Source organism: Micromonospora sagamiensis, from assembly GCF_014680085.1.
GTDB lineage: Bacteria > Actinomycetota > Actinomycetes > Mycobacteriales > Micromonosporaceae > Micromonospora > Micromonospora inyonensis.
The window spans coordinates 5382501-5407728 of the sequence record NZ_AP023438.1 but is presented as its reverse complement, the minus strand read 5'-3'; the positions used below and the strand labels follow the sequence as shown (position 1 = coordinate 5407728).

General features: G+C 73.4%; 19 protein-coding genes, 2 rRNA genes and 1 pseudogene (1 of these 22 running past the window's edge). 2 read left to right on the top strand and 20 right to left on the bottom strand.

Annotated features, from left to right (window positions below):
- Nucleotides 1–235 precede the first annotated feature (235 nt).
- Together IGA62_RS23910 and ald are read right to left on the bottom strand one after the other, a co-directional pair.
- Complete coding sequence (locus tag IGA62_RS23910) at nt 236–1177, bottom strand: site-specific tyrosine recombinase XerD (protein ID WP_186500299.1); 942 nt, start codon at nt 1175–1177, stop codon at nt 236–238.
- Nucleotides 1178–1248: 71 nt separating this feature from the next.
- A complete protein-coding gene (gene ald / locus IGA62_RS23905; RefSeq protein ID WP_145818770.1) occupies nt 1249–2364 on the bottom strand; it encodes an alanine dehydrogenase in 1116 nt (371 codons plus the stop codon).
- Nucleotides 2365–2650: 286 nt separating this feature from the next.
- Between ald and IGA62_RS23900 the strand changes: the two genes are divergently transcribed.
- Nucleotides 2651–2905 (top strand): TM2 domain-containing protein, encoded by a 255-nt coding sequence (locus IGA62_RS23900; protein ID WP_145818771.1) that lies wholly within the window; start codon nt 2651–2653, stop codon nt 2903–2905.
- 79 nt (nt 2906–2984) lie between these two features.
- On the opposite strand, the gene IGA62_RS23895 is transcribed toward IGA62_RS23900, so the two are convergent.
- The 13 genes and pseudogenes from IGA62_RS23895 to IGA62_RS23835 all read right to left on the bottom strand — a co-directional run bounded on the left by IGA62_RS23895 (nt 2985) and on the right by IGA62_RS23835 (nt 18394).
- Nucleotides 2985–3584, bottom strand: a complete 600-nt coding sequence (locus IGA62_RS23895; protein ID WP_145818772.1) for an NUDIX domain-containing protein — start codon at nt 3582–3584, stop codon at nt 2985–2987.
- Nucleotides 3581–5341, bottom strand: coding sequence for a CTP synthase (locus tag IGA62_RS23890; protein ID WP_145818773.1), 1761 nt, complete (start codon nt 5339–5341; stop codon nt 3581–3583). Before IGA62_RS23890 ends, IGA62_RS23895 begins: the two co-directional genes overlap by 4 nt.
- Nucleotides 5342–5565: 224 nt before the next feature.
- Nucleotides 5566–7728 (bottom strand): annotated as a pseudogene (locus IGA62_RS23885) (hypothetical protein); the annotation flags it as partial.
- Nucleotides 7728–8888 carry a glycosyltransferase family 4 protein gene (locus IGA62_RS23880; RefSeq protein WP_145818774.1) on the bottom strand — a complete coding sequence of 387 codons (1161 nt, stop codon included), beginning with the start codon at nt 8886–8888 and terminating at the stop codon, nt 7728–7730. The gene IGA62_RS23880 and the pseudogene IGA62_RS23885, both read right to left, overlap by 1 nt.
- On the bottom strand, nt 8885–10546 hold the full coding sequence (murJ, locus tag IGA62_RS23875; protein WP_145818775.1) for a murein biosynthesis integral membrane protein MurJ: 1662 nt from the start codon (nt 10544–10546) through the stop codon (nt 8885–8887). Before murJ ends, IGA62_RS23880 begins: the two co-directional genes overlap by 4 nt.
- A gap of 1 nt (nt 10547) precedes the next feature.
- Nucleotides 10548–11423, bottom strand: coding sequence for a hypothetical protein (locus IGA62_RS23870; RefSeq protein ID WP_145818776.1), 876 nt, complete (start codon nt 11421–11423; stop codon nt 10548–10550).
- Nucleotides 11424–11484: 61 nt separating this feature from the next.
- Nucleotides 11485–12417 (bottom strand): copper transporter, encoded by a 933-nt coding sequence (locus tag IGA62_RS23865; protein WP_145818777.1) that lies wholly within the window; start codon nt 12415–12417, stop codon nt 11485–11487.
- 28 nt (nt 12418–12445) lie between these two features.
- On the bottom strand, nt 12446–13624 hold the full coding sequence (gene steA / locus IGA62_RS23860) for a putative cytokinetic ring protein SteA (RefSeq protein ID WP_091462687.1): 1179 nt from the start codon (nt 13622–13624) through the stop codon (nt 12446–12448).
- A gap of 119 nt (nt 13625–13743) precedes the next feature.
- Nucleotides 13744–15501 carry a DNA repair protein RecN gene (recN, locus tag IGA62_RS23855; RefSeq protein ID WP_145818778.1) on the bottom strand — a complete coding sequence of 586 codons (1758 nt, stop codon included), beginning with the start codon at nt 15499–15501 and terminating at the stop codon, nt 13744–13746.
- A 107-nt stretch (nt 15502–15608) separates the two neighbouring features.
- Nucleotides 15609–16511 carry an NAD kinase gene (locus IGA62_RS23850; protein WP_091464026.1) on the bottom strand — a complete coding sequence of 301 codons (903 nt, stop codon included), beginning with the start codon at nt 16509–16511 and terminating at the stop codon, nt 15609–15611.
- Nucleotides 16512–16601: 90 nt separating this feature from the next.
- Nucleotides 16602–17480: a TlyA family RNA methyltransferase gene (locus tag IGA62_RS23845; RefSeq protein WP_145818779.1), complete on the bottom strand. Its 879-nt coding sequence runs from the start codon at nt 17478–17480 to the stop codon at nt 16602–16604.
- A gap of 19 nt (nt 17481–17499) precedes the next feature.
- Nucleotides 17500–17781 carry a hypothetical protein gene (locus tag IGA62_RS23840; protein WP_145818780.1) on the bottom strand — a complete coding sequence of 94 codons (282 nt, stop codon included), beginning with the start codon at nt 17779–17781 and terminating at the stop codon, nt 17500–17502.
- Nucleotides 17782–17809: 28 nt separating this feature from the next.
- Entirely contained in the window at nt 17810–18394 is a 585-nt protein-coding gene (locus tag IGA62_RS23835) for a phasin family protein (protein ID WP_145818781.1), read from the bottom strand.
- Between the two features lie 114 nt (nt 18395–18508).
- Between IGA62_RS23835 and IGA62_RS23830 the strand changes: the two genes are divergently transcribed.
- Complete coding sequence (locus IGA62_RS23830) at nt 18509–18847, top strand: SCP2 sterol-binding domain-containing protein (RefSeq protein ID WP_145822040.1); 339 nt, start codon at nt 18509–18511, stop codon at nt 18845–18847.
- A gap of 91 nt (nt 18848–18938) precedes the next feature.
- Here the strand turns inward: IGA62_RS23830 and IGA62_RS23825 are convergent, their stop codons facing one another.
- The 5 genes from IGA62_RS23825 to IGA62_RS23805 form a co-directional block, all read right to left on the bottom strand.
- On the bottom strand, nt 18939–19961 hold the full coding sequence (locus IGA62_RS23825; RefSeq protein ID WP_145818782.1) for an HAD-IIA family hydrolase: 1023 nt from the start codon (nt 19959–19961) through the stop codon (nt 18939–18941).
- Nucleotides 19958–20848, bottom strand: a complete 891-nt coding sequence (locus IGA62_RS23820; protein ID WP_232625129.1) for a tetratricopeptide repeat protein — start codon at nt 20846–20848, stop codon at nt 19958–19960. The genes IGA62_RS23825 and IGA62_RS23820 overlap by 4 nt, the downstream gene beginning before the upstream one ends.
- Nucleotides 20782–22515: a hypothetical protein gene (locus IGA62_RS23815; protein WP_145818783.1), complete on the bottom strand. Its 1734-nt coding sequence runs from the start codon at nt 22513–22515 to the stop codon at nt 20782–20784. Before IGA62_RS23815 ends, IGA62_RS23820 begins: the two co-directional genes overlap by 67 nt.
- A 202-nt stretch (nt 22516–22717) precedes the next feature.
- A 5S ribosomal RNA gene (rrf, locus tag IGA62_RS23810) occupies nt 22718–22834 on the bottom strand.
- 78 nt (nt 22835–22912) lie between these two features.
- Nucleotides 22913–25228 (bottom strand): 23S ribosomal RNA (locus IGA62_RS23805) (it continues 793 nt past the right edge of the window).

Below are 25228 nucleotides of genomic sequence, written 5' to 3'. Positions count from 1 at the left end.
TCCTTCTGCGGCGCCGCTGCGCACCCCGGTTGTCGCCCCAGGAGGTCCGCGCCGATGCCGACTGTACGCCACGTTCGAGCAGGCCGGTCGGTACCGGGTCGGCGTGTCGGGCGGCCCGGCGGTCGCCACCGGCCCGGGGTGGGTCGGGGTGACGGTCGACACAGCACCCACCCCCGGTGCCGGTGCGCCCACCCGGCTGACGGCACCGCCCGGGGACGTCACCGGCGGACCCGGTTCAGCCGCGCGCCCGGGGGTGGGCGGTGGCGTAGACCTCGCGCAGCCGTTCCACCGTGACCAGCGTGTAGACCTGGGTGGTGGTCACCGAGGCGTGGCCGAGCAGTTCCTGCACCACCCGGACGTCCGCCCCGCCGTCGAGCAGGTGGGTGGCGTAGGAGTGGCGCAGGGTGTGCGGGGAGACCGCGTTCGGCCCGTCCACCGGCAGCCCGACCCGCTCGGCGGTACGCCGAAGGATGGTCCACGCACCCTGCCGGGAGAGCGCGCCGCCCCGGGCGTTCAGGAAGACCGCGGGGGTGCCCCGGCCGGCGGCGACCAGACCGGGGCGGGCCCGGACCAGGTAGGCGCGGAGCGCCTCGGTGGCGTACCCGCCGATCGGCACGAGCCGGGACCGGCCGCCCTTGCCCCGCAGCAGCACGGTCCCCTCCGCCGGGTCCAGGTCGTCGACCGCCGCGCCGACCGCCTCCGAGATCCGCGCGCCGGTGCCGTACAGGAACTCCAGCAGCGCCCGGTCCCGCAGCGCCAGGGGCGCGCCCGCACCGGACGCCCGCACCGACCCGGCCGTCTCCAGCAGCCGGACCACGTCGTCGACGGGCAGCGCCCGGGGCAGCCGGCGCGGCGGGGTGGGCGGCCGGACGTCCCGGCTGGCGTCCGCACCGACCAGCCCCTCGCGCAGCGCGAAGCGGTGCAGGCCGCGCACCGCGCTCGCCGCGCGGGCGGCCGAGGAGACGGCCAGCGGCGGGTGCCCGTCCCCGCCCGCCCGCAACGCGGCCAGGTGCGCCTCGACCTGGGCCGGCCCCACCGCGGCGAGGTCGGTCACCCCGGCGACGGCCAGCGTGGCCAGGTAACGCTCCAGATCCCGCCGGTACGACGCGAGGGTGTTCACCGACAGTCCCCGCTCGACGGTCAGGTGGTCGAGGTAGCCACGCACGGCCCGCCGCAGCGCCGGCGCCGGCGCGGACGCCGGGCCCTCGGCGTCCGCGACCGCCGCCGTGCCGTCCCGTGGCCCGCCGTTCAGCCGAGGACCTCCGCCAGCGGCAGGGTGGCCATGCCGTGCGCCTCGGCGACCGGGCCGTAGGTGACCTGCCCGTCGTGCGTGTTCAGGCCGAGGGCGAGGGCGGGATCGCGGCGCAGCGCCTCCCACCAGCCGTGGTTGGCCAGTTCCAGGGCGTACGGCAGGGTCACGTTGGTCAGCGCGTACGTGCTGGTGTGCGGGACCGCGCCGGGCATGTTCGCCACGCAGTAGAAGATCGAGTCGTGCACCCGGTAGGTCGGCTCGGCGTGCGTGGTCGGCCGGGAGTCCTCGAAGCAGCCGCCCTGGTCGATGGAGATGTCCACCAGCACGCTGCCCGGCTTCATCCGGGAGACCAGCTCGTTGGAGATCAGCGTCGGGGCCTTCGCGCCCGGCACCAGCACCGCGCCGATGACCAGGTCCGCGTCGAGCACGGCCCGCTCGATCTCGTACGCGTTCGAGGCGACCGTCTGGAGGTGGCCCCGGTAGATGGCGTCGGCCTGGCGCAGCCGCCCGACGTTCTTGTCCAGCAGCAGCACCTCGGCCTGGAGGCCGAGCGCGATGGCGGCGGCGTTCATGCCGGAGACGCCCGCGCCGATCACCACGGTCTTGGCCGCGTACACGCCGGAGACGCCGCCCATCAGGATGCCGCGCCCACCGCCCTGCCGCTGGAGGTGGTACGCCCCCACCTGGGGAGCGAGCCGGCCGGCGACCTCGGACATCGGGGCGAGCAGCGGGAGCGACCGGTCCGGCAGCTCGACCGTCTCGTACGCGATGCCGGTGACCTTCCGGTCGATCAGCGCGTCGGTGCACTCCTTGGAGGCGGCCAGGTGCAGGTAGGTGAAGAGCACCTGCCCCTCGCGCATGCGGTGGTACTCCTCGGCGATCGGCTCCTTGACCTTGAGCACGAGGTCGGCGCTGTCCCACACCTCGTCGGCGGTGGACAGGATCTTGGCCCCGGCGGCGGCGAACTCGTCGTCGCCGATGCTGGAGCCGGCCCCGGCGCCGGACTCGATGAAGACCTGGTGGCCACTGCGGGTGAACTCGTTCACGCCCGCCGGCGTGATCGCCACGCGGTACTCGTGGTTCTTGACCTCGCGTGGGATTCCGACCTTCACGACGACACCTCTCCTCGGGGCCGCACCGCCCCGACCGCTCGGTGCGCGACGGCTCCGTTGCCGACGCGGCCCACCGCTCCTGCCGGCCGCAGTCTAGGGCCGTCGACCCGGACGGGAAGCCAACAGAGTGACACCCCGTACGCGGCTCTCCTGACGATGTGTCAGGCGCACCCTGACCGACAACGTGAGTCGGCCTCGGCCGTTGGGACAGTGTTCGCCCATTATCGTCCGATCGGCACCACCGCGCTGCGGACAGCAGGAATGTCGATCACTAGGGTGTCGCCTCATGACCTACCCTCCTCCGTACCAGTACCCCGGCGGCGTCTCCGACAAGAGCAAGGTCGTCGCCGGTGTCCTCCAGATCGTGCTCGGTGGCTTCGGTGTCGGCCGGTTCTACATCGGCGACACCAAGACCGGCGTCCTCCAGCTCGTCGTGACCCTGGTGACCTGCGGCATCGGCAGCCTCTGGGGCTTCGTCGACGGCATCCTGATCCTGATCAACGGTGGCGTCGACGCCCAGGGCCGGCCGCTGCGCGACTGATCCTGTCCACCAGCGAGGGGCCGTGCGGCACGCCGCACGGCCCCTGCCGTGTGTGGGTGGGTGTCCCCCGCGCCCGTGACTAGCCGGGCAGTGGGGAGTCCGCCGGGCGCAGCGGCGCCCAGCCGGCGTCCCGGGCCCGGGCGGCGGCGAGCAGGCCCGCCACGCAGGAGGCGTTGGTGACCTCCCCGGCCAGCACCCGGGCCACCGCCTCGTCCAGGTCGACGCGGACCACCTGCATGTCCGCCTCCTCGTCGTGCCGCTCGTGCCGTTGACCGGCCGGCACCTCGGCGAGGTCCCGGGCGAGGAAGATCCGCACCCGCTCGGTGGAGAAGCCGGGTGAGCTGTGCAGGTCGACCAGCAGGTCGACCCGGCCGGCGGTCAGGTCGGCCTCCTCGGCCAACTCGCGCAGCGCCGCCGCGGCGAGGTCCTCACCGTCGACGTCCATCAGCCCCGCCGGCAGCTCCCAGAGGTACTCGCCGACCGGGTGCCGGTACTGGCGGACCAGCACCACCCGGCCGGCGTCGTCCAGCGCCACCACGGCGACCGCGCCGACGTGCCGGACCACGTCGCGGGTGGCGGTGCCGCCGCCGGGCATGGTCACCTCGTCGGTGACCACCTGGAACACCCGGCCGGTGTACCGCTCGGTCCGGCCCCTCAGCTCGTAGTGCCGCCCGTTCACGACGCGGCGGCGGCGGTCGTCGCGGCGTCGTCCCGGGACGCCTCCTCCGCCACGGCGGCCGGCCGGCGGGGCGCGGCGCCGTCCATCTCCACCGGCAGCTGGTCGGCCTCGGAGTAGGTGACCGCGGCGCGGACGAACGCGGCGAAGAGCGGGTGCGGCCGGGTGGGCCGGCTCTTCAGCTCCGGGTGCGCCTGGGTGGCCACGAAGAACGGGTGCAGCGCGCGGTCCAGCTCGACGAACTCGACCAGCCGGCCGTCCGGCGAGGTGCCGGAGATGTGCAGGCCGGCCTTGGTCAACGCGTCCCGGTAGGCGTTGTTCACCTCGTACCGGTGCCGGTGCCGCTCGCTGACCTCGGTGGTGCCGTACGCCTCGGCGACGATGGAGCCCTCGGCGAGGGTCGCCGGGTACGCCCCGAGCCGCATCGTGCCGCCCAGGTCACCCTTGCCGGCGACGATGTCCTCCTGGTCGGCCATGGTGGCGATCACCGGGTGGGTGGCCTCCTCGTCGAACTCCAGCGAGTTCGCGCCGTCCAGCTCGCCGAGGTGCCGGGCCACCTCGATCGCCATGCACTGCAGGCCGAGGCAGAGACCGAGCAGCGGGACGCCGTTCTCCCGCGCGTACCGGGCGGTGCCGATCTTGCCCTCGATGCCGCGCACCCCGAACCCGCCGGGGATGACGATGCCGTCCACGCCGGCCAGGGCCGCCGCCGCCCCGGCCGGGGTGACACAGTCGTCGCTCGGCACCCAGCGCAGCTGCACCCGGGCCCGGTGGTGGAACCCGGCCGCCCGGATCGCCTCGCTGACCGACAGGTACGCGTCGGGCAGGTCGACGTACTTGCCGACCACCGCGACGGTGACGGTGTGGACCGGGTGGTGCACCCGGTCCAGCAGGTCGTCCCAGCTCGTCCAGTCCACGTCCCGGAAGGAGAGCCCGAGCCGGCGCACCACGTACGCGTCGAGGCCCTCCCGGTGCAGCACCTTCGGGATGTCGTAGATGCTCGGCGCGTCCGGGGCGGCGGTGACCGCCTCCCGGTCGACGTCGCAGTAGAGCGACAGCTTGTGCTTGAGCTTGTCCGGGATGTCCCGGTCGGAGCGGCAGACCAGGGCGTCCGGCTGGATACCGATGTTGCGCAGCTGTGCCACCGAGTGCTGGGTCGGCTTGGTCTTCAGCTCCCCCGACGGAGCCAGGTACGGCACCAGCGAGACGTGCAGGTAGAAGCAGTTGTCCCGGCCGAGATCGTGCCGCACCTGCCGGATCGCCTCCAGGAACGGCAGCGACTCGATGTCGCCGACCGTTCCCCCCACCTCGGTGATCACCACGTCCGGCACGTTGCCGTCGGCGTCCGGGTCGGCCATCGCCAGGATGCGCGACTTGATCTCGTTGGTGATGTGCGGGATCACCTGGACGGTGTCGCCGAGGTACTCGCCCCGCCGCTCCTTGGCGATCACGTCCGAGTAGATCTGGCCGGTGGTGACGTTGGCCTTGCCGGAGAGGTCCTGGTCGAGGAAACGCTCGTAGTGACCGACGTCCAGGTCGGTCTCCGCGCCGTCCTCGGTGACGAACACCTCGCCGTGCTGGAAGGGGTTCATCGTCCCGGGGTCGACGTTGAGGTACGGGTCGAGCTTCTGCATCACCACCCGCAGTCCGCGGGCGGTGAGCAGGTTGCCGAGGCTGGAGGCGGTGAGCCCCTTACCCAGCGAGGAGGCGACGCCCCCGGTGACGAAGATGTGCCTGGTCGTCCGTGCTGATGGGGCCAAGGCCTGCTCCCGTGTCGTCCGTTGCGGTCGTGCAGACCGCCGTGCCGATCAGCCAAGTGATCACGCGATCCACGGGATTCCACGCTAACACCTCCCCCGGGTGCGCCCCGGAGCGCACCCGCCGGGCCCACCGGCGGCTACGCGGTCGCGACCTCGGTCGACGTCCGGGGTGCCCGGTCGCCCGCGTCCCCGGCGGGCTCCTCCGGAGCCGTCCGCGCCGCGTCGTCCGGCCCGGTGGCCTCCGCCCCGACCGGGGCACCGCCGACGAAGTCCTGGGGCCGGTTTCCCGGCGGCTGCGTACGGTCGGTCGCGTGGTCGAGCACCCGCAGCGAGGCCAACGCCGCCATCGGCACCACCAGCGCCCCGGCCGCGCCCGCCACGTCCAGCGCCGAACCGCCGAGCAACCCGCCGGTCACCGCGGCCACGGCGGTGCCGGCCATCGCCGCCCGCATCGCCGGGTAGATGCCGAACAGGCGCAGCAGCCCACCCCAGGGCTGGAAGAGGGCGAACCACACCAGCACCGCGCCGACCACGGCGAGGACGGTCAACGGGCTGCCGACCAGGGTGTCGAAGTTGGCGGTGCTGGACCGGTGCACGGTCAGCCCGGCCCGCCCCTCCCCCAGGGCGGCGAGGAACCGGCCCAGGCTGCCCCGATCGGTCGGGGGCCGGCGCAGGTCCAGTACGCCCAGCCCGATGGTGACGGCCAGGCCGGCCATGCTCGCCCAGACCAGCCGGCTCAGGGTCAGCCACCCGCCGGTGCAGATCACGGCGGCGACGGTCACCCCGGCGGTCAGCGCGATCGCCCCGACCGAGTCCGAGCCGAGGTACGGGCTGCCGACGACCACCACGGCCGCCGTGCCCACGGCCACCACCACGGTCGGCCGCCAACGCCGGTCCACCCGTTGGGCCAGCCAGCCGGCGGTCAGCAGCACACCCGCGAGGAACGCGCCGAGCCCCACCGTGCCGAGGCCGGCGTACCGGCCGCCCTCCAGGGCCGAGTAGCCCACCACCCCGTTGAGTTGGAGTCGGGCCCCGGTGAGCACGTCCACGCCGACGACGAGGGTGGTCAGGCCGGCCACCGCGCCCAACGGGCCGAGGGTGCGGTCGTGTCCGGGCGCGAAGCGGACCAGCGCGGTCGCCCCGGCGAGCAGCAGCGCCGTCACCACGGCGAAGTACCAGCCGGCGTGGTCCCCCCGCCACCAGGGCACCAGGTCGGCGACCAGGGCCGCGGGGATGGCCAGCGCGGCGGCGACCAGCAGCACCTCGACGGTCGCCACCACGGACCGGGGCACCGGGGTCGGCCCCACCGGACCGGCGTGCCGGCGGGCCCGGCGCAACAGCGGGAGGACCGCGACGGCGAGCAGCACCTGGAAGCCGGCGAGCAGCACGAAGAACCACCGGGCGACGCGCCGCTGGGCGCCGGCCTCCCGGTCGGCGTCGGCCGGTGCGTCGATGGCGGCCCGCAGGTCCGCCGGGCGGCCGTCGACGGGGGTGGCGGCCCGGCCGGTGAAGTTGCGTTCCGGCAGCGGACGGCCGAGCACGGTCAGCGCGGTGGGGGCCAGGTCGGCCAGTTGCAGGTAGCCGTCGCGGCCGGTGCTGGCCGAGGTGAGCCACCCCCGTTCCCAGCCCGGTCCGTCGGCGACCGCCACGTGCAGCCGGGCCGGCGCGGCGGTGTCCGAGACACCGGCCACCAGCACCAGGGACTGCTGCGGTCGGGCGGCCAGCACCCGGGCCAGGGCAGCGTCGGCGCGGCGGGCGGCCGCGTCCCGGGCGGCCCGGTCCTCGCCGCTGACCGTGCCCAGGTCGATGATGCTCAGCACGCAGGAGCCCAGCAGGGGGGCGGGGTCGGCGGGCAGGGTGGGCTCGTACCGGTCGACCCGGCCGAACGGGCGGGCGGCGGCCACGGCGGCACCGGGGCCGACGGCGACGGCGCAGCGCACCGACTCGGCCAGCGCGCCGGGTACGGCCCCCCAGGGCAGCCGCTCCTGGTTGTGCAGGACCACGCTCTCCTGCTGGGGCAGGTTGGCCCCGAATCCGTCGGGCTGTTCCACCTTCACGTCCACCGCCGGGCAGGTGCCGGCGGGCCGGTTGGTGTTCCAGGCGGCGAAGTTGCCCGCGCCGAGGGTCAGCCAGCCGTCGACCGGGCAGGTCGGCCGGCGGGCCGAGCGGACCGACAGCGATCCGATCGAGCCGTTCTCGGCCATCCGCCACAGCGTCGGGGTCGTCTCCGGGTCCACGTCGTCCCAGCGCAGGCCGGGCGCCCCGGCGATGACGACGAAGTCCGCGGTGGGCCGGCGCGGCGCGCGGTCCGGTTCGGCGGCCAGCGCGGTCACCCCGAGCACCGCGACGAGCAGGGTGAGCAGGAGCGGTGCGACCCGCCGCAGCATCAGCCACGCCCCGTCGTGGCCCCGGCGTCCGGGGTGGCCGGGCCGGCGGCGTTCGCGGTCAGGTCGGCGTAGAGGTCGGCCAGGGCGGCGACGGTGTCCGCCTCGGTCGGCCAGGTCGCCGCGCGGGCCGTGCCCCGGCGGGCCAGGTCGGCCCGGCGGGACTCGTCGTCGAGCAGCTCACGGACCGCCCGGTCGACCGCGTCGACGTCGCCGGGCGGGACCAGCACCGCGGCGTCGCCGACCAGATCGGGCAGCCCGCCCACGCCGGTCGCCACCAGCGGTACGCCGGCCCGCAGCGCCTCCTGCGCGAACAGCTGCCGGGCCTCCCAGTCGCTGGTCACCACGGCGAGGTCGGCCGCGGCGAGCAGGTCCGCCACGTCGGTGCGGTGCCCGAGCAGGGTCACCGGGGCGCGGGCGGCGGAGACGCGCGCGGCCAGCGGCAGGTAGGCCGGGCCGCTGCCGGCGACGACGACCACCGGCGGTGGCGTACGGTCCCGCCACCGGGCGGCGGCGTCGATCAGCACGTCGTAGCGCTTCTGCGGGTGCAGCCGCCCGACCGAGAGGATCAGCGGCTGACCGGGGGCGACGGCGAACTCGGCCCGTACGGCGGCGCGCCGCCGTCGCGGCGCGGGCAGGGCCGGCGCGGCCACCGGGGCGAGGCGGGCGTCGGCGGCGCCGAGCGCGGTGGCCCGGTCAACCAGGTCGCTCGACGCGCCCAGGGCGACCCGGGCCCGACGGGCGACCAGCCGTTCGGCCACGCCGGAGAGCCGGCCCCGCAACCCTCCGGCGAGTACGGCGTTGTGCCAGGTGACCACCAGTGGGGCGGCCGGTCGGGCGAGGACGGCGACGAGACCGGCGCGCAGCCCGTGCGCGTGCACCACGTCGACCGGCTCGGCAGCCAGGGCCCGGCGCAGCGTGAGCACCGCGCGGGCGTCGGCCGGGGTGGGACTCGCCGGGATCTCCACCGGCGTGAACCGCGCGCCCGCGCCGACGAAGTCGAACTGCTCGCCGGCGGCGGCCGGCCCGCAGACCAGCACGGACACGCCCTGCGCGGCCAGCCCACGGGTCACCGACCTGACGTGCTGCCCCACCCCGCCGGTGCTCGACGCGAGCAGCAGGGCCACCGTGCCCTGCCACGCGGCCCCACTCCTGGCACTCACCGATCCACCCTTCCGTCTTCGGGCTCCGCTCGCCGACGGCGGACGCGGCCGGCGACGGGCAGCCGACGGACCACTCCCGCCAGCAACGGCCCTACGTCCCGCCGGTCGGCCGGGTACGCCACGGCGAGGAACACCACGCCCACCACGGCTCCGGACAGCATGCCCTCCAGCACCGCCCCGGATGTCGTCGGGGTACCGGCACCCGTTCCGGCCAGCGCTCCCGCCACCTGTGCCCCGGCCAGGGCGGCGGCGGTCGCCGCGAGCACCCCGGCGATGCCGGCGCGCAGGCTGCCGGCCAGCGCGGCCGGTCCCGCCGCCCGGCGCACCGCGACCAGCAGCAGCACGCCCAGCAGCAGCATTCCGGCGCTGTTGGCCAGCGCGACGGCCAGCACCCGGTCGCCGACCGGCAGCACCGCCGCCAGCGGCAGCGCGACCATCGGGACGGCGAGCCAGCCGAGGGTGATCGCCACGGTGGCGGGTCGGGTGTCGCCGCGCGCGTAGAGGGCCCGGGAGAGAGCCGCGAACAGCCCGTACCCGAGTAGTCCCGGCGCGAACCCGGCGATGGCGGCGGCGGTGCCGTCCGGGTCGGTCGGGTAGAAGAAGGCGGCCACCGGCGCGGCGGTGCCGACCAGCGCGGCCGCGCCGAGGCAGCTGAACAGCAGCACCCCCCGGACGGTCGGGGCGAGGGTCCGCCGGTAGCCGTCCTCGTCCCCGGCCGCCGACGCCGCCGCGAGGGTCGGGTACGCGGCCACCGCGAGCGGCACCGCCAGCACCGCCCAGGGCAGCAGGTACATGGTCTGCGCCAGGTTGAACACCTGCGGGGAGCCGGTGGGGCCGCCGGAGACCCGGTTGAGGATCACCAGCAGCGCGACCTGCTGCGCGGTGACGGTGACCGCCCCGGCCACGGCCAACCCGCCGACCCGGGCCCGTACGTCGGCGGTGAACGCGTACCCGAGGCGGGGCCGCAGCCCCAGCCGGCGCAGCGGGACCAGCAACGACAGCGACAGCACCAGCACGCCGAGGGTGGTGCCGGCCGACAGGATCAGCTCACCGCCCCGGCTCACGCCGACCACCGTGGCGCCCCGCCCCTCGGCACAGGCGAAGGCGAGGTAGACCACGATCACGGTGAGGCTGGACAGCAGCGGCGCGAGCACCGGCCAGGCGAACCGACGGTGCGCCTGGAGCACCCCGGTCAGCACGATGCCGACGCCGTAGAGCGGCAGCTGGGGCGCGAAGACCCGCAGCATCCGCGCCCCGGCGGCGAGTTCGTCCGGCGACCGGGCGGTGCTGATCGCGGCGATGATCGGGTCGGCCAGGAGCGCCACCAGCGCCGCCAGTGGCACCAGCAGGGTCACCGTCCAGGTCAGCAGCGCCCCGGTGGTGGCGGCCACCGCCGTTCGGTCGCCGGCCGCCACCGCCCCGGCCAGCAGCGGGACGACCAGGCTGGCCAGCGCGCCACCGGCGACGATCTCGAAGACGATGTTCGGCACGGTGTTGGCGATGACGTACATGCCGCCCAGGTCGCTCTTCTCCACGACCCAGGTGAAAACGGCGGTACGGGCGAAGCCGGCGAGCCGGGCGGCCACGGTGAGGACGGCGATGAGCGCGGCCGCCCCGGCGACCCGGCCCGCGCCGGCGAGGGGTGCCGGTGCGCTCACGTCAGGCGGGGCGTCGGCCCAGCGCGTCCAGCTCGCGCAGCCCGGGGGTCTTCTGGATGACCGCGGTGAAGCTGACCTTCTCGCTGGCCGCGGTGAGCCCGGCGAGCACGGCGAGGATCCCGGCCCGCCCGACCGGTCCGGTGCGGGCGGCCAGGGCGACGCCGAGCAGCGCGCCGAGCGCGTTGGCCCCGCTGTCGCCGAGCATCACCTGCTCGTCGAGGTCGTCGCGGATCAGCCCGGCGGCGGCACCGACCGCCCCGGCGGCCAGCCCGCCGTGCGGACCGCGCGCCAGCGGCGCACCGAGCAGGATGCCGGACTTCAGCGCCCGGCCGGGGCGCAGGTCGAGCAGGTTGAGCAGGTTGGCCGTACCGGCCACCACGCCCGCGCCGAGCAGCACGTCGGTGGTCCGGCCCAGGATGCCCAGCCGCTGCCGCCGCCGGTGCGCGGCGACCTGGGGGTCGGCGGCGAGCAGGGCGGCGGCGGCGAGACCGGCCGCCCCGACCCCGACGACCTTCACCAGGCCGGCGGTGACCATGCCCTCACGCAGCGCGGTGAGGTGACCGGCGAAGCCCTTCGCCGCCTTCTGCTCGGGGCGGGCACCCACCACGTCGTCGTAGAGCCCGACCGCGCCGGCACCGAGTCCGGCGACCAGCGCGGCGGCGCCGGAGGCGGGGCTGGCCGCGCCGAGCGCACCGGCGGTGGCCGCGCCCGCGGCGAGCGCCGGCCCGGCGGCCAGCGTGACCGTGTGGCCCCGGAAGTTGGTGCGCTCCAGCGCCGGACCGGCCGGCGAGTTGCGGACCTGGCCCAGCAGGTGGCGGGCGGCGAGCGCGCCGGCCCCGGCGGCCAGCAGCCGGGCCGTGCGGCTCCACGCGCTCATGCCGACCACCTCAGCCGGTACGCGGGACGGGAGGATACGGGCATCGGCGCGCTGCGTTCGCTCACTGGGGCAGTCTAGGCACCAGTGACGCGGCGCTGTCGCCGACACCGTAGTGCCCCGCCTTCTTCTCGTTGATCTGCTGCACCAGGGCCATCACGGAGACCAGCTGCCCCTGCGGGGTGTTGCCGTTGTCGACGGTGGAGATGGACTGCGACAGCACCGGGTCGCCCCGGACGACGGCCACCACGTTGCCGCCGGCCGAGCCGTTGCCCGCCACCACGAGCGTGCCGGTCCGGTCGAACTGCTCGGCGATCTTCACCACCGACTCGTCCTTGCGGTCGGCGTCCTTGTCCACGTACGGCTGGCCGCTGACCAGCACGACCGCCTCGGCCGCGCCGGTGACCGGCTCGGCGGAGGTGACGTACCCGGCGTTGGCGTACGAGGCGAGCACCGCCTTCCGGTCGGCGTCGGTCACCGCGGGTGTGCGGTCCAGCAGGACGTTGGCCAGCAGCGCGCTGGAGGTCTCCACGCCGTGCCCGTTGCCGGGCAGGTTGGCGGTCGGCGCGCCGGTGGGGCCGGCGGCGGTGGCCGTCAGCTCCAGCAGGTTGTTGTTGTTGTCCGGGCTGACGAACTTGTCCTGGACGTCCATCCGCGCGGTGACCGTGGCCCCGGCGGTCTGGAGCATCTTCACCACGCCCTCGGTGTGGTCGCGGCCGGTGGGGAGGCTGAGCACCAGCACCCGCTTGCCGGTCAGGGTGCCCGGCAGGAACGCCTGGGCCATCTCGGCCGCGAAGTCCTCCTCCATCTCCAGCTCGCGTTGCAGGTTGTTGACCGCCTGACGCATCTGCTGGTTGTCCTTGCTGAGCGAGCTGACCCGCTCCTTGAGCGAGTCGGCCACCGGACCGTTCAGGGCGGCGGTGCCGACCACCAGGCCGATCGCCAACGCCAGGAAGACCGCGGTCAGGGACACCACGTGGTAGCGGAAGTTGATCACGCTTGCAGCCTCTTGATCGGTCGGGGAGCTAGAAGAGCTGGCCGAGTTGGAACACGAAATTGTCCCACCACTCCGAGGCCACGCCCAGGTACGCCTTGCCGACGGTGGACACGGCCACCGCCGAGGCCATCGCCGCGACCGCGGAGAGGACCAGCAGCAGCAGGGACGACCCGGAGATGCTCTGCCGGTAGAGCCGGCTGACCCCCTTGGCGTCGACCAGCTTCCCGCCCACCTTCAACCGGGTCAGGAAGGTCGAGGCCATGCCGCCGCGCCCCTTGTCGAGGAACTCCACCAGGGTGGCGTGGGTGCCGACGGCGACCAGCAGCGAGGCGCCCTTCTCGTCGGCCAGCAGCATGGCCAGGTCCTCGCTGGTGGCGGCGGCGGGGAAGGTCTGCGCCGACACCCCGAGCCCGGTGACCCGCGCCAACCCCGGCGCCCGCCCGTCCGGGTACGCGTGGACGATCACCTCGGCACCGCAGCGCAGCACGTCGTCGGTGACCGAGTCCATGTCCCCGATGATCATGTCCGGGGTGTAGCCCGCCTCGACCAGCGCGTCCGCGCCGCCGTCCACGCCGATCAGCACCGGCTTGAACTCCCGGATGTACGGGCGCAGCACGTCCAGGTCGTCCTTGTAGTCGTAGCCACGGACCACGATCAGGCAGTGCCGACCCCGCATCGGGGTCTGGATCTCCGGCACGCCCACCCCGTCGAGCAGCAGGTCGCGCTCCTGCTTGAGGTAGTCCATGGTGTTCGCGGCGAACGCCTCCAGCTGGACCGACAGGCCCTCCCGGGCGTCGGCCATCGCCTTGGCCACCGTCTCGGCGTCCTGGAGGGTGCCGTGCGCCACCGGCTCGTCGCCGACGAAGACGGTGTTCCCCTCGATCCGGACGACGTCGCCCTCCCGGATCCGCTGGAAGACCCCCTCGCCCAGGTCGTCGAGGAGCGGGATCCCGGCCGACACCAGCACCTCCGGCCCCAGGTTCGGGTAGCGACCGGAGATCGAGGGCTTCGCGTTGAGCACGGCGGCGACACCGACGGCGACCAGCGAGTCGGCCGCCACCCGGTCCACGTCGACGTGGTCGATCACCGCGATCTCACCCGGTCGCAACCGGCCGACCAGTCGCTTCGTCCGGCGGTCCAGGCGTGCGGTACCGACGAGGGAGCCCGGTTCCGTGCTCCGGTTGCGGCGCAAGGTGGGTAGACGCATCGTGACCATCCTGGCATGGGAGGCAGGGTTTTCCGTCGCGACATGCCTGAGCAGGGCCGCCTACCCAGGGAAGCACAGGTGAGCGCAGCCCGGTGTGGCTGCGCTCACAGAACCGTCGGTCACGGCCGTCGTTCCCGGGCCGCCACCGCGAGCAACTCCTCCGCGTGGGCGATACCCAGGTCGGAGTCCGGCAAACCCGCGAGCATCCGGGCCAGCTCCCGGGCCCGCTCGGTGTCCTCCACCATCCGCACGCCGCTGGTGGTCACCGCTCCCCCGGTGTCCTTCGCCACCACCAGGTGCCGGTCGGCGAACGCCGCAACCTGGGGCAGGTGGGTGACCACCAGCACCTGGTGACTGCGGGCCAGCCGGGCCAGCCGGCGGCCGATCTCCACCGCCGCCTGACCGCCCACCCCGGCGTCCACCTCGTCGAAGACCAGCGTGGGCGGACCGCCGGAACCGGCGAAGACCACCTCGATGGCGAGCATCACCCGGGACAGCTCACCCCCGGAGGCGCCCCGCTGCAACGGCAACGCCGGCGCGCCCGGGTGGGCCAGCAGCCGCAGCTCGACCTCGTCGGCGCCGTCCGGCCCGATGCCGACCTCCGCGCCGTCGACCTCCAACGTCGGTTCGCTGCGGCCCGGCGTCCGGGGCAGCACCGCCACCTCGATCCGCGCGTGCGGCATGGCCAACCCGGCCAGTTCGGCGGTGACCTCCCCGGCGAACCGGGACGCCGCCTCCCGCCGGGACGCCGACAGCCGGACGGCCAGCTCGGCCACCTCGGCGGCCAGCCGTTGCCGCTCCCGGTCCAGCTCGTCGAGGAGGTCGTCGGAGGTGTCCAGGTCGGCCAGGCGGGCCCGGGCGCGCTCCGCCCAGGCCACCACCCCGTCGACGTCGTCGGCGTACTTGCGGGTCAGCGTGCGCAGCGCGGCCCGGCGCTCGTAGATGGTCTGCAACCGGGCCGGGTCGGCGTCCAGCGCCGCGAGGTATCCCGACAGCTCCGCCGAGACGTCCCCGACCAGGGTCGCGGCCTCCTCGATCCGGGCCGCCAGGTCGGCCAGCGCCGGATCCGTTCCGGCCTGCGCCTCCAGGGCCCGCCGGGCCACCCCCAGCAGCGCGGTGGCGTCGGCCACCTCGTCGGTCGGCTCCGCGCCGCCGGCCACGCACTGGTAGGCGGTCTGCGCGGCGGTACGCAGCCCCTCGGCGTGCTCCAGCCGCTGCGCCTCCGCCTTCAGCTCGTCGTCCTCACCCGGCTGCGGGTCGACCCGGGTGATCTCGTCCAGCCCGAGCCGGAGCAGGTCCGCCTCCTGGTGGCGTTCCCGGGCGTTGCGCCGTCGGTCGGCCAGGTCGTCGACCACCCGCCGCCACCGGGTGTACGCCTCCCGCAGCTCGTCGAGGAGCTTCTCGTGCTCCGGGCCGGCGAACCGGTCCAGCGCGGCCCGCTGCTCGGCCGGCCGCAGCAGCCGGAGCTGGTCGGACTGGCCGTGCACGGCCACCACCTGCTCGCCGACCTCACCGAGCATGGACACCGGCATGCTCCGGCCCCCCAGGTGCGCCCGGGAGCGTCCCTCCACGGTGACCGTACGGCTCAGCAGCACCGAGCCGTCCTCGTCCGGCTCACCACCGGCGTCGACGACGCGGGCGTGCACCGTCGCGGCGACCCGCCCGGTCAGCCGCAGCCGCCCCTCGACCACCGCCCGGCCCGGCTGGGCGCGCACCCGGCCGGCGTCGGCCCGGCCGCCGAAGAGCAGCCCCAGGCCGGTGACGACCATGGTCTTGCCGGCACCCGTCTCGCCCGTGATGACGTTCATGCCGCCGGTCAACGGCAGCGTGGTGTCCTCGATGACGCCCAGTCCGGTGATGCGCAGCTCTTCCAGCACAGCCACCGACAGTAGACGCGGGCCCCGACAGTTGACCAGCCGACGCGGCGCGGCCCGGTCGGACCGGCGGATCGGTCAGGGCCGGTGCCCGGCCGGGACGAGCGCGCTCACCTGCGGCCGCCCCGCCAGCCGTGCACCGGCAACCGGAACTTCGCCACCAGCCGGTCGGTGAAGGACCGCGTCCGCAGCCGCACGACGCGTACCGGCAGCGAACCCCGCCGGACGGTGACCCGCGCCCCCGGCGGCAGGTCGTACACGCGACGCCCGTCGCAACAGAGCACGGCGAGGGTGGTGAACGGGTCCACGGTGATCGAGAAGATCGAGGTGGGTGCGGTGACCAGTGGCCGGCTGAACAGGGCGTGCGCGCTGATCGGCACCAGCAGCAGCGCCTCCACCTCGGGCCAGACGACCGGACCGCCGCCGGAGAACGCGTAGGCGGTGGAGCCGGTGGGGGTCGCGCAGACCACCCCGTCGCAGCCGTACCGGGACAGCGGCCGGCCGTCCACGTCGACCAGGAGTTCGAGCATCTGCGCCCGCTCTCCCTTCTCGACGCTGATCTCGTTGAGCGCCCACGATTCGATGGTCGGGCCGCCCTCGAACTCGGCGGTCACGTCGAGGGTGAGCCGCTCGTCCACCGTGTAGTTCCGCTCGACCACGTCCCGGACGGCCAGGTCCAGGTCGTCGATCTCCGCCTCGGCCAGGAAGCCGACCTTGCCGAGGTTGATGCCGAGCAGCGGCACCTTCGCCGGGCGGGCCAGTTCCGCGGCCCGCAGGAACGTCCCGTCCCCGCCCAGCGCGAAGACGATCTCGGCCCCCTCGACCGCCGTCGGCCCGTCCACCGGTACCACTCCGGGCAGGTCCAGGTCCTCCGCCTCCTCGGCGACCACCCGCACCTCGAACCCGGCGGCGATGAGGTCGGCCGCCACCGCCCGCGCGTGTTCGGTGCTGCGCCGCCGGCCGGTGTGCGTCACCAGCAGAGCCGTCCGGCCCGCCGGGTCAGCCGCGCCCACGCCGCGCCTCCTGTCCGACCACCGCACTCCTCGTGCCCACCGATCCCGGCCTTCCGTCCCCGACCACGACCGCGCGGGCCCACCCCGCGCTCACTGCGCCGACCCCTCGGCCACGACCGGGGCATCGGCCGGGCCACCTCCCGCGTCCACCGGGGCCAGTTCCCCGGGTGACCGCGGACCGGCCAGGACCACCGACCGGACCCGCCCGGCGTCAGCCGGCGGGGCGTCCCGGCGTAACCATACGAAGAATTCGACGTTGCCGCTGGGCCCGGGCAACGGGCTCGCCGCCACACCGGCCAGGCCGAGGCCGAGATTCGCGGCGGCGGCGGCCACGTCGAGCACCGCCTCGGCCCGCAGCAGCGGATCGCGCACCACGCCACCGGAGCCGACCCGCTCCCGGCCCACCTCGAACTGTGGCTTCACCATCAGCGCCAGGTCCCCGTCGGGCCGGGTGCAGCCGGCCAGGGCCGGCAGCACCAGCCGCAGCGAGATGAAGGACAGGTCGGCCACGGTCAGGTCGACCGGCCCGCCGATCTCCTCCGGGGTCAGGGCCCGCACGTTGGTCCGCTCGAAGACCCGGACCCGGTCGTCGTTGCGCAGCGACCAGGCGAGCTGCCCGTACCCGACGTCGACCGCGACCACCTCGGCCGCGCCGGCGCGCAGCAGCACGTCGGTGAAGCCGCCCGTCGACGCGCCCGCGTCGAGGCAGCGCCGCCCGGCGACCGGCAGGCCGGTGAAGGCGGCCAGCGCACCGGCCAGCTTGTGTCCGCCCCGGGAGACGTACTCGGAAACGGGGTCCGCGCCGGTGACCCGCAGCGCGTCGGCGGGGTCGACCATCGCGGCGGCCTTCCGGGCGACCACCCCGCGCAGCTGGACCCGACCCGCCTCGACGAGGGCTGCGGCCTGCTCCCGGGACCGGGCCAGACCGCGGCGGACGAGTTCGGCGTCCAGCCGGTTACGACGTGCCATGGGGTGGTTCTCCGGTCGGTCAGGTCTGGTCGATGGTGGCGAGGGTTTCCCGCAGCGTCTGGTACGCGGCCTCGTAGTGGGGAATCTGGTCGGCCGGGGCGAGGGCGGCCGCGTTGGCGATCGCCCGCACGGCGGCGTCGACCGCCGGATGCCGGACGGCGTCGTCGCCGTCGGCCGGGTGGGTCTCCTGGTCCGGCGGCCCGGGACGGAATGCGGCCGGCGGTGCCGGACGGGGTCCACCGGTCGGCGGTCCTGGACGGGGGGTGCCCGCCGGCGGACCGGGACGGAACGGGGCGCTCACGACCGGCCCCGGCGGCGCGGTCGCCCGGTCATCCGACCGCACCCGACCCCGGCTCGTCCGGAGCGGGAGCGGTCGCGCCGCGGGTGACCGCCTTCTTCGCCACCGCCTTCTTCGCCACGGTCTTCTTGACCACAGCCTTCTTCGCGGGGGTACGCACCTCGAGCCGCGTCTCGTCCGCGCCGGCGGTCCGGCTGACCGTGGCCGGAGCCTTCCGGGCGACCGTCTTCTTCGCCACGGTCTTCTTCGCGACCGTCTTCTTCGCCACCACGGCGGCGGTCGACGGCTCCCCCAGCCCGGCCGGGGCGGACCCCGCTCGCGCCTCGCGCAGCTGCCGCTCCAGCTCGTGCACCCGGCGGGTCAGCTCCGCGACCTCGTCGGCGGTGGCCAGGCCCACCGCACCCAGCGTCCGGTCCACCTCGAACCGGACCAGCTTGGTCAGTGACTCCCGGTTGGCCGCGCTGGTCGCCACCAGCTCCTCGGCCAGGGCCTGCAACTGGGCGGCCGTCGCCCCACCGGAGCCGACGAGCCGCCGGACCGCGTCCTGTGCCTTCTTCCGGGGCGCCTCCGTGAGGCCCATGGCCAGCTCGAGGTAGGCGCGCCACGCGTCCTGCATACCTGAGTCCTTCCGTGGGGTCGGGATGTGCTGGTGTCACGCTACCGGGCCGGCGGGCGGCCTCCGTGCGGTACCGTGCCCGGAGCGGACGTGGCGCGAGGCGAGGGGGCGATGGTGGCCAGCGTTGACGAGTGCCGGCAGGCGTTGCGGGACCTGGCCGCCCGGCTGGACGCGAACGCGGACAAGGTCCGCGAACGCATCGACCTGGACCGCACCCTCGCCTGCCGGGTCACCGACCTCGAGACGGCCTTCCACGGCCGGCTGGCCGGTGGCCGGCTGGTCGACCTCGCCGACGGCGACGACCCGACGGCCAGGATCGCCCTGGTCACCACCGGCGACGACCTGCTCGCCCTGGTCCGTGGCGAGCTCGACGTGACCCGCGCGGTGGCGTCCCGCCGCGTGTCGATCAAGGCCAACCCGTTCGACCTGATGAAGCTCCGCAAGCTGCTCTGACCCGCCGGCCGGGAGCGACCGCCGACGGCCTGCGCGGGGCGGTCCGGCGAGCACGTCGGTCACGAGGCCGGCGGGTGCCCGCCGCCCCGGCTCAGTCGGACAGACCGAGGGTCCGCAGGGCCCGCTCCGCCCCGGGCGAGGTCGCCCGGACCGGACGACGCCGCGCCGTCTGCGGCGTGGACCAGGCCACCGCGCAGAGCGCGGCCAGGGCGTCCAACGGCCGACCCGACCCGCTCACCTCGAGCACGTCGTCACGGACCGCGACCGACCACCCGCCAGCCGTCGCCTCCCCGGGTACGCGCACCACGGCGTCCGGATCGAAGAGTCCCGCCAGGTCGATCGAGACGTACGTCGGTCGGGCCTGCGGGGGCGCGGCGAGCAGGTCGGCCACCCCGCTGACCCCGGTCAGCACCAGCAGGCTCGGCAACCCGGCCCGAACGGCGCCCTCGATGTCGGTGTCCAGCCGGTCACCCACCACCAGGCAACCCGCACCGTCGGCCCGTCGGGCGGCGGTGGCGAACAGTGCCGGCTCCGGCTTGCCGACCACCAGGTCGGGATCCCGGCCGAGGGCCGTACGCAGCGCCGCGACCAACGCGCCGTTGCCCGGCAACGGACCCCGAGGGCTGGGCAGCGTACGGTCGGTGTTGGTGGCCACCCAGAGGGCACCGGAACGGACGGCGACCGCCGCCTCGGCCAGGTGGGCCCAGCCGACCTGCGGACCGTACCCCTGCACCACGGCGGCCGGCTCCTCCTCGGCCCTGTCGACCGGCCGCAGACCTGCGGCACGGATCTCCGCCCGTAACGCGTCGGCCCCGACCACCAGCACCGCCGAGTCGGCGGGAAGGCGGTCCCGGAGCACCTCGGCGGCGGCGGCGGCCGAGGTCAGCACCTCCTCCGGCCGGGCCGGCACACCCATGCCGGTGAGCAGCTCGGCGACCTCGGAGGATCGGCGGGAGGCGTTGTTGGTGGCGTACGCGACGAGGTGGCCGTCGGCGCGCAGCCGACCGACCGCCTCCACCGCGCCGGGGATCGGCCGGTCGATCAGGTAGATCACGCCGTCGAGGTCGAAGACCACGAGACGGTACCCGTCGACCAGCCGCTCCCCACCGCTCACTGTCGGTCCGTCCCCGGAGCTGCGTCGACCTCGTCCGGCTCCGGGCCGACCACCCCGGCTCCAGCGGCGTCCGCCGCCGTGACGTCCCCGGCACCGTCGACGGACTCGTCGTCCCGTCCGGGCTCGTCGTCCTCGGCGGAACCGGTCGCCCCGGTGTCCGTGCGGGCCTCGACGTCCCCGGCCGGCTCGACGTTGCCGCCGGCGGTGGTGTCACCCTCCGCCCGGGCCGTCTCCGACGACTCCGCGCCGGCGTCCTCGTCGACCTCGTCCTCGTCGCCTTCGAGTACCACGCCGTCCAGCTCCAGCAGGCGCTCCGCGGCGTCGGTCTCCGCGTCGGGGTCGGCCTCGGCGGCCCGGGCGAACCACTCCCGGGCCTCCTCGCGCCGGGCCGCCGCCAGCAGCGCGTCGGCGTAGGCGTACCGCAGTCGCGCGGTCCACGGCTGGACCTGGTCCCCGGTCAGCTCCGGCACCTGCAGCATGGCCACCGCGGCGTCCTTCTGCCCGAGGTCCCCCCGGGCACCGGCGGCCACGATGAGCAGTTCGACCGCCACGGCCGGGTCGAGTGCGGCCCGGTCGGCACCCCGGAACAGGTCGATGGCCCGCTCCGGACGCCCCAGCGCCCGCTCGCAGTCGGCGAGCACCGCCAGGTGGCTCTGCGCCCCGGTCATCCGGTGGTACGTCCGCAGCTCGGCGATGGCGGTCTGCCACTCCCCGGCGTGGTACGCGGCCAGCCCGACCGCCTCCCGTACGGCGGAGATCCGAGCGGCCAGCCGGCGGGCCGCCAGCGCGTGCGCGAGCGCCTCAGCCGGGTCCTCGTCGATCAGCTGACCGGTCGCCACGAGGTGCCGGGCGACGGTCTCCGCCACCGGCTTGGCCAGCGAGAGCAGCTCCGCCCGGACCGCCGTGTCGAGGTCGCTCGCCACGATCTCGTCCGGCAGGGCCGGCGCCTCGACGCGACCGGTGTCGGCCGTGTCCCGCCGTTCCTCGCGACGGTCGTCCCGACCCGCCGGCCGGCTGTCCCGCTCCTCCCGACGGGGGCCGCCGAAGCGGTCACCCTCGCGACGACGATCGCCGAACCGACCACCGTCGTCGCGCCGCGGACGGTCGCCGTAACCTCCCCGGTCGTCCTCCCGGTGCGGACGCGGCCGGTCCTGGCTGCGGTCGCCGTCCCGGAAGCCCTCCCGGGCGCCGCGACCGCCCTGGTCGCCACCCCGGAAACCACCCTCGCGACGGTCGCCCCGGAAGCCGGCGTCCCGCCGGTCACCACCGCGGAAACCACCCTCACGGCGGTCGCCCTCGCGGGCCGAGCCCTCCCGCGGACCCGAGCGGTAGCCACCAGCCTCACCACGGTCGTCGCGGCGGAAGCCGCCCTCGCGACGGTCGCCACCCCGGAAACCACCCTCACGGGGAGCCCGGTCGTCCCGACGGAACTCCCCGCCCTCACGACGGAAGCCACCCTCACGGGCACCGCCAGGCCGGGAACCACCCTCACCACGGTCATCCCGACGGAAGCCACCCTCACGGGCACCGCCAGGCCGGAAGCCGCCCTCACGCGGGCCACGGTCGTCCCGGCGCGCGTCGTGCCCCCGGTGCTCACCACCACGGAACCCGGAGTCCCGGGGCGGTCCGCTCCGGAACCCGCCCTCGCGACGGTCGCCACCCCGGAAACCACCCTCACGGGGAGCCCGGTCGTCCCGACGGAACTCCCCGCCCTCACGACGGAAGCCACCCTCACGGGCACCGCCGGGCCGGGAACCACCCTCACCACGGTCGTCCCGACGGAAGCCACCCTCACGGGCACCGCCGGGCCGGGAACCACCCTCACCACGGTCGTCCCGACGGAAACCGCCCTCACGGGCACCGCCAGGCCGGGAACCACCCTCACCACGGTCATCCCGACGGAAACCGCCCTCACGGGCACCGCCAGGCCGGAAGCCACCCTCACCACGGTCATCCCGACGGAAACCGCCCTCACGCGGGCCACGGTCGTCCCGCCGAGGTCCGCTGTCGCGAGCCCCCCGGTCGTCACGGCGGAACCCGCCCTCGCGGTCACCTCCCCGGAACGAACCGGCTCCGCGCGGGCCACCGGGGCGGAAGCCGCCCTCGCCCCGATCGTCACGGCGGAAGCCGCCGTCACCACGGTCGTCACGGCGGAAGCCGCCCTCGCGGCGGTCGCCACCCCGGAAACCACCCTCACGGGGAGCCCGGTCGTCCCGGCGGAAACCGCTGTCCCGAGGTCCACGGTCGTCGCGACGGGCGTCTCCGCCCTCGCGCCGGAATCCGCTGCCACCCCGGTCCTCGCGGTCGTCCCGCCGGAAACCGCCGGTCCGGCGGTCATCGCCACGGAATCCGCCCGGACGTCGGTCGTCGTCACGCCGGTAACCGCCCGGACGACCGTCACCGTCGCGGCGGAAACCGCCGCCCTCCCGGGAACCGCCATCACGCGGCGCGGCACGGAAATCGCCGGTCCGGCGATCGTTGTCGCGGGAACCCGCCTCACGACCGCCCCGGTCCGCGCCATGTCCGCCGCGCTGTCCGGCGGAACGCGGATCACGGTCGCCACGGTACGGCGGACGGTCGTCCCGGCGCGGCGACCCCTCACGGTCGCCTCGACGGTCGGTACGGTCCTCGTACCGACGGGGACGGTCTCCGCCCTCCGGTCCTGAACTCACTGGTACATCCTTCCTCAGTGCGCCACAAACGGCGCTACGCAGTCGAGGGCCGACCCCATTGGGGCGGCCCTCGACTGAAAAGAAGTCCGGCGGTGTCCTACTCTCCCACACCCTCCCGAGTGCAGTACCATCGGCGCTGGAGGGCTTAGCTTCCGGGTTCGGAATGTAACCGGGCGTTTCCCCTCCGCCATGACCGCCGTAACACTATCGACATATCAAACAACCGGCCGGGTTGTTCGTTAGCCGTGAATCACACAGTGGACGCGAAGCAAAAAGTATGTAGTCAAGTCCTCGGCCTATTAGTACCGGTCAACTGAACCCGTTACCGGGCTTACATTTCCGGCCTATCAACCCAGTCGTCTAGCTGGGGGCCTTACCCATCCGAAGATGGTGGGATACCTCATCTTGAAGCGAGCTTCCCGCTTAGATGCTTTCAGCGGTTATCCCTTCCGAACGTAGCTAACCAGCCGTGCCCCTGGCGGGACAACTGGCACACCAGAGGTTCGTCCGTCCCGGTCCTCTCGTACTAGGGACAGCCCTTCTCAAGTATCCTACGCGCACGGCGGATAGGGACCGAACTGTCTCACGACGTTCTAAACCCAGCTCGCGTACCGCTTTAATGGGCGAACAGCCCAACCCTTGGGACCTGCTACAGCCCCAGGATGCGACGAGCCGACATCGAGGTGCCAAACCATCCCGTCGATATGGACTCTTGGGGAAGATCAGCCTGTTATCCCCGGGGTACCTTTTATCCGTTGAGCGACACCGCTTCCACTCGCAAGTGCCGGATCACTAGTCCCGACTTTCGTCCCTGCTCGACCTGTCAGTCTCACAGTCAAGCTCCCTTGTGTACTTGCACTCAACACCTGATTGCCAACCAGGCTGAGGGAACCTTTGGGCGCCTCCGTTACCTTTTAGGAGGCAACCGCCCCAGTTAAACTACCCACCAGACACTGTCCCTGAACCGGATAACGGTCCGAAGTTAGATACCCAAATCAACCAGAGTGGTATTTCAAGATTGCCTCCACCCGTACTGGCGTACGGACTTCACCGGCTCCCACCTATCCTACACAAGCTAATTCGGATACCAATGTCAAGCTATAGTAAAGGTCCCGGGGTCTTTCCGTCCTGCCGCGCGTAACGAGCATCTTTACTCGTACTGCAATTTCGCCGGGCCTGTGGTTGAGACAGTGGGGAAGTCGTTACGCCATTCGTGCAGGTCGGAACTTACCCGACAAGGAATTTCGCTACCTTAGGATGGTTATAGTTACCACCGCCGTTTACTGGCGCTTAAGTTCTCCGCTTCGCCCCGAAGAGCTAACAAGTCCCCTTAACGTTCCAGCACCGGGCAGGCGTCAGTCCATATACATCGAATTACTTCTTCGCATGGACCTGTGTTTTTAGTAAACAGTCGCTTCCCCCTGCTCTCTGCGGCCATACAACGCTCCACCCGCGCGGGGCTTCACGTCTCCGGCCCCCCTTCTCCCTAAGTTACGGGGGCAATTTGCCGAGTTCCTTAACCACAGTTCGCCCGATCGCCTCGGTATTCTCTACCTGACCACCTGTGTCGGTTTGGGGTACGGGCCGCTAAGAACTCGCTAGAGGCTTTTCTCGGCAGCATAGGATCACTGACTTCACCTGAATCGGCTCGGCATCACGTCTCAGCCCTGTGCACCACGGATTTGCCTATGGTACGGCCTACACGCTTACCCCGGCACAACCACCGGCCGGGCTCAGCTACCTTCCTGCGTCACCCCATCGCTTGACTACTACCCGCCAGGTTCCCACGCTCCCCAACATTGGTCCGAAGACCGCCGCCAGTTCGGGTGGTTAGCACAACGAGGTTCATCAGGGACGCTCTTTCGCGGGTACGGGAATATCAACCCGTTGTCCATCGACTACGCCTCTCGGCCTCGCCTTAGGTCCCGACTCACCCAGGGCGGATTAGCCTGGCCCTGGAACCCTTGGTCATCCGGCGGAAGGGTTTCTCACCCTTCTTTCGCTACTCATGCCTGCATTCTCACTCGTGCCGCGTCCACACCTCGATCACTCGGATGCTTCACCCCCGGCACGACGCTCCCCTACCCATCCACACACCTGCACCAGACATCAAGGCCTGGCGAAGTAAAATGTGAATGCCACAGCTTCGGCGGTGTGCTTGAGCCCCGCTACATTGTCGGCGCGGAACCACTTGACCAGTGAGCTATTACGCACTCTTTAAAGGGTGGCTGCTTCTAAGCCAACCTCCTGGTTGTCTATGCGACCCCACATCCTTTTCCACTTAGCACACGCTTAGGGGCCTTAGCTGGTGATCTGGGCTGTTTCCCTCTCGACTACGAAGCTTATCCCCCGCAGTCTCACTGCCGCGCTCTCACTTACCGGCATTCGGAGTTTGGCTGATTTCGGTAAGCTTGTGGGCCCCCTAGACCATCCAGTGCTCTACCTCCGGCAAGAAACACGCGACGCTGCACCTAAATGCATTTCGGGGAGAACCAGCTATCACGGAGTTTGATTGGCCTTTCACCCCTAACCACAGGTCATCCCCCAACTTTTCAACGTTGGTGGGTTCGGCCCTCCACGCGGTCTTACCCGCGC

What these genes read in the sequence shown, in the direction of transcription:
- IGA62_RS23900 (WP_145818771.1), top strand. Translation starts at nt 2,651, where the DNA reads ATGACCTACCCTCCTCCGTACCAGTACCCCGGCGGCGTCTCCGACAAG.
- IGA62_RS23870 (WP_145818776.1), bottom strand. Translation starts at nt 11,423, where the DNA reads ATGAGCGCGTGGAGCCGCACGGCCCGGCTGCTGGCCGCCGGGGCCGGC.
- steA (WP_091462687.1), bottom strand. Translation starts at nt 13,624, where the DNA reads ATGCGTCTACCCACCTTGCGCCGCAACCGGAGCACGGAACCGGGCTCC.
- IGA62_RS23845 (WP_145818779.1), bottom strand. Translation starts at nt 17,480, where the DNA reads ATGGCACGTCGTAACCGGCTGGACGCCGAACTCGTCCGCCGCGGTCTG.
- IGA62_RS23835 (WP_145818781.1), bottom strand. Translation starts at nt 18,394, where the DNA reads ATGCAGGACGCGTGGCGCGCCTACCTCGAGCTGGCCATGGGCCTCACG.